Source organism: Acidimicrobiales bacterium (assembly GCA_035316325.1).
Classification (GTDB): domain Bacteria; phylum Actinomycetota; class Acidimicrobiia; order Acidimicrobiales; family VFJN01; genus DASXTK01.
Map to the genome: position 1 here is coordinate 1 of DATHJB010000044.1, position 3,395 is coordinate 3,395.

The 3,395-nt window shown below is 70.8% G+C and carries 4 protein-coding genes; 3 read left to right on the top strand and 1 reads right to left on the bottom strand.

Annotated features, from left to right (window positions below):
• Positions 1-740 precede the first annotated feature (740 nt).
• Positions 741-1,826, bottom strand: coding sequence for a M23 family metallopeptidase (locus VK611_06455; GenBank protein HMG40951.1), 1,086 nt, complete (start codon positions 1,824-1,826; stop codon positions 741-743).
• A 110-nt stretch (positions 1,827-1,936) separates the two neighbouring features.
• On the opposite strand from VK611_06455, the gene VK611_06460 reads away from it, so the two are divergent.
• From VK611_06460 to VK611_06470, 3 genes are all read left to right on the top strand, one after another.
• Positions 1,937-2,335 (top strand): hypothetical protein, encoded by a 399-nt coding sequence (locus VK611_06460; protein ID HMG40952.1) that lies wholly within the window; start codon positions 1,937-1,939, stop codon positions 2,333-2,335.
• Position 2,336: 1 nt separating this feature from the next.
• A complete protein-coding gene (locus tag VK611_06465; protein ID HMG40953.1) occupies positions 2,337-3,104 on the top strand; it encodes a hypothetical protein in 768 nt (255 codons plus the stop codon).
• Positions 3,101-3,395 (top strand): hypothetical protein (locus tag VK611_06470; GenBank protein HMG40954.1); only part of this gene is annotated, 295 nt, incomplete at its 3' end. The genes VK611_06465 and VK611_06470, both read left to right, overlap by 4 nt.

Consider the following 3,395-nt stretch of genomic DNA (forward strand, 5'->3'; position numbering starts at 1 on the left):
CTAGTCTGACGGTCACCTACCCCTGAACACCGGGTCGGAGGCACACAACATCGCTGACGGTCGCTTCAGGAAGAGCGCAGAACCGGCCCACGGCCCACAGCGTCCGCCGACGACCGGGATCGATGTGGCGACGATTGAGGAGGGCGTGCCCTTCGGGCGGGTCGGGGCGATGGCGACAGTGGTTCGATGGCGCGGATGGACAGGTTCCCACGACATCCTCGCCGACCCGACAGTGCTGTCGCCTGCTGAGGGCGCCGTCACCGACCACGACGACACCGTGATCTCCTGGGAGCCGGTCACCAAGCCGGCCGGCATCGACATCGCCAACGTCGCCGACGCCAGCACGCTCCGCGGCCATGGGTTGGCACCAACGAGGCGATCGGCATCAGTCTGGTTGAGTGTCTCCAGGCGCTGGGCTGTGGTCCTAGCGTCTGAGAGATCCTGGCGGTCGGCTCGGGTTATCAGTCTGCTGGTCGTTCGCATCCTGGCTTGCGAACGAGGTGCCGACCGTCGGGATCTCGCCGTGGCCTGGCTCGAAAGAGGCGTGAACGAGCGCGTAGCCGATGGCTGAAATCAGACATGCCGTCCACGGTTCCATGTCGCGATGAGCAGGAGGAGGCGTTGATGGCTGCATGAGGTACCTCGAGGGATAGCGAGCCGCCTGGTACGACCGACGGCTCCCGGGCGGACCGGTCCAGGTGAGCCTGCGCTCGTCGATGGGACCCACGGCCCATTCAGACTCACTCGGCTCGTCCACATAGCTCGACTGTCGCCGGGGTGGGGTTGATGGCGGGGGTGGCTCGGCCGGAGGGGTGGATCTCCCAGTGGAGGTGGGATGGGGTGGTCCGGGCGTTGCCGGTGTTGCCGACGTAGCCGATGACCGTGCCGGCCTCGACGTGGCCGATGCCGACGTTCTCGTAGGCCGAGAGGTGGGTGCCGTAGTAGTAGGTGCCGTCGTCGGCGGTCAGGTGGTAGGACAGGCCGCCCACCGGGTTGTCCCGGTGCTCGACGGTGCCGCTGGCGGGGGCAACGACGGCGGTTCCCTGCGGGGCGAAGATGTCGACGCCCTGGTGCCGGCGGGCACCTGACCGGGGCGCGCCGAACGTGTCGGTGAACTCGATCTCGCCGGCTACCGGGCACGCTGTGGCGAGGGTCGGCGGAGCATTGGATCGGAGGCTCGCTTGGATGGCGTCCTGTTCCTCGGCGAGCTTGCGGGCGTAGGTCGGGTCGCCGGGGTTGTAGATCCGGGCCACCTCGGCGGGGCCGTCGACGTGGCCTCCGGCGGCCTGGCAGATGTAGGCAGCGGCGGTTGCCGTTGCGTCGTCGACGTCGTGAGGGCTGGCGGTCCCGTCGGCGTCGATGTCGACGGCGTTGGCCTCGAATGTCGACGGGAGGAACTGCATCGGACCTACGGCTTGGGTCCAAGGGCCGGTGAGCCCCCACCAGCCGACCCAGGGCCCAATGGGCATGGCGGCCGTTCCGTTCTGGCCGTCGAGGCTGGGTCCGAAGATCCACGGCAGGACCTCGCCTGAGCCTGGGTCGGCTTGGGCGGCGCCGGTCTGGCCGTGCCGGGTCTCGACGGCCCCGACCGCCGCGAGGAGGGTCCAGTCGAGGCCAGGGCACCCGCCGGCGGCGCTGCGGTAGGCGGTAGCGACACGGGGCGGAATGCCTGCCGCGGCAGCCACCGCGGTCATGTCGTGGTTGGACGTTCCGCCGCCGGCGAGGAAGGCGATCCCGCCGACAGCGAGCAGCGGCGCGGTGAGGAGGGTCGTGAGGCACCCGAGTTGCCTTCCGGGGCCGCTACGGGAGCGGGAGCTGTTCGGCATCGCCTACTACGGCGGCCGCTTCGCGGATTTTCTCTCGATCGAGCGATAGGGAATTCGCTCCTGGGGCGCCGTAGAGGGGGACAGCCATCCCTTCCTCAAGGAGCTCCTACTTGCTGAACGCCGTCTACAGGCTCTTCACCCTGGCCCAGCAGTGGCCACCGCAGAACCCCTTCGACCCCGACCAGACTCCCTTCCCGCCGCCGAGCCCGTCGACGACGACGGTGGACGCGCCGCCGGCCAGCGTCGACCTCCACCCCACCGCCGACGGGGCGCCCGGCAGTGTGGCGATCCAGGGCCTGCTCGACTGGCTGGGCCAGTACGCCCTCTGGGCGTGCGTCGCCGCGGTGGTGGCGGGCGGCGGCCTGTTCGCGTGGGCGCGCCGGACAGGCGGTAGCTCGATGGCCGTGACCGGAACGGCGCTGGCCGGCGGCGGGGCCGTCGGGGCCATCCTCGTCGGCCTCGCGCCGGAGATCGTCAACGCCCTCTACAGCCACGCGCTCGGGGGCTGACGTGCGGCGCATACGAAAGCAGCGCCGCAACCGGCGCCTCCTGATCGCCGCGGCCCTCGGTGCCACCGGGCTCGTCCTGCTGCTCGGTCCCTGCAGCGGCACGCCCGACCGGACGGAGCCCGTGCAGCGGCCAAGCTCCGTCCCGGAGCCCTCGATCGACGAGGGCGGCGGTAGCACCGACGCGGGCGACGACGGCACCGACGCCCAGGGCACCGGGGAGCCCACGCCGGCTGGGCCCGGGCCGCGGTCGTCGATCGGCGGTGTCGGCGTGGGGTTCGAGCACTCGGAGCGAGGCGCCATCGCCGCGGGCATGAGCTTCGCCACGGCGGCCCAGTCGTGGCTGTACCTCGGCGACGAGCAACTGATCCCCGCCGCCGAGGCCGTGATCGCCCCCGATGCGCTTGGTCGGCTCGTCGAACCCCTCGTCGATGACGTCCGGCTGCTCCGCGACGAGCTCCAGGAGACAACGGGCGTCGCCTGGTACGTCGTGTCGCCCCTGGCCACGAGGCTCGACTCCTTCAGCGAAGAGCGGGCTGTCGTGAGCGTCTGGATCGTGCGCATCCTGTCGGCCGACGGTGTCGCCGTGCCCCAGTCGGGGTGGCGGACGCTCACCTTCGAGCTGTCGTGGGACACCGACGACTGGCGCGTCGCCGACGTGACCGAGACCGAGGGTCCGACGCCCCAGCTCGAAGCGGGCGCACAGCCGTGGGCCGCGGCGTACCTGGACGAGACCCTCGCGGGGTTCACACGGGTGGGGGTCGCACAATGAGCCCTGACCTGCTGGCCTTCTCCTTCCCCAACCCCTTCAAGCTGCTCGGGGTCATCGTCAGTCCGCTGCTCAACCTGGGCTCCCACATCGCTGGCGGCATCGTCGAGACGGTCATCAGCGGGCTGGCGGGTGCCGTCGTGGGCGCCGTCGCCGATCTCACCGTCTCGGTCCTGGGCTTCTTCTGGGACGCCGCCGAGCCCGACCTGACCGGCGCCTGGTTCTACGGCACCGACGCCCCGTACTGGCACATGGTCGCCCTCTCGATGCCGCTCCTCCTGGCGTTCTTCCTCG

Coding starts and splice junctions, on each gene's coding strand:
- VK611_06455 (HMG40951.1), bottom strand. CDS start 1,826: ATGCCGAACAGCTCCCGCTCCCGTAGCGGCCCCGGAAGGCAACTCGGG.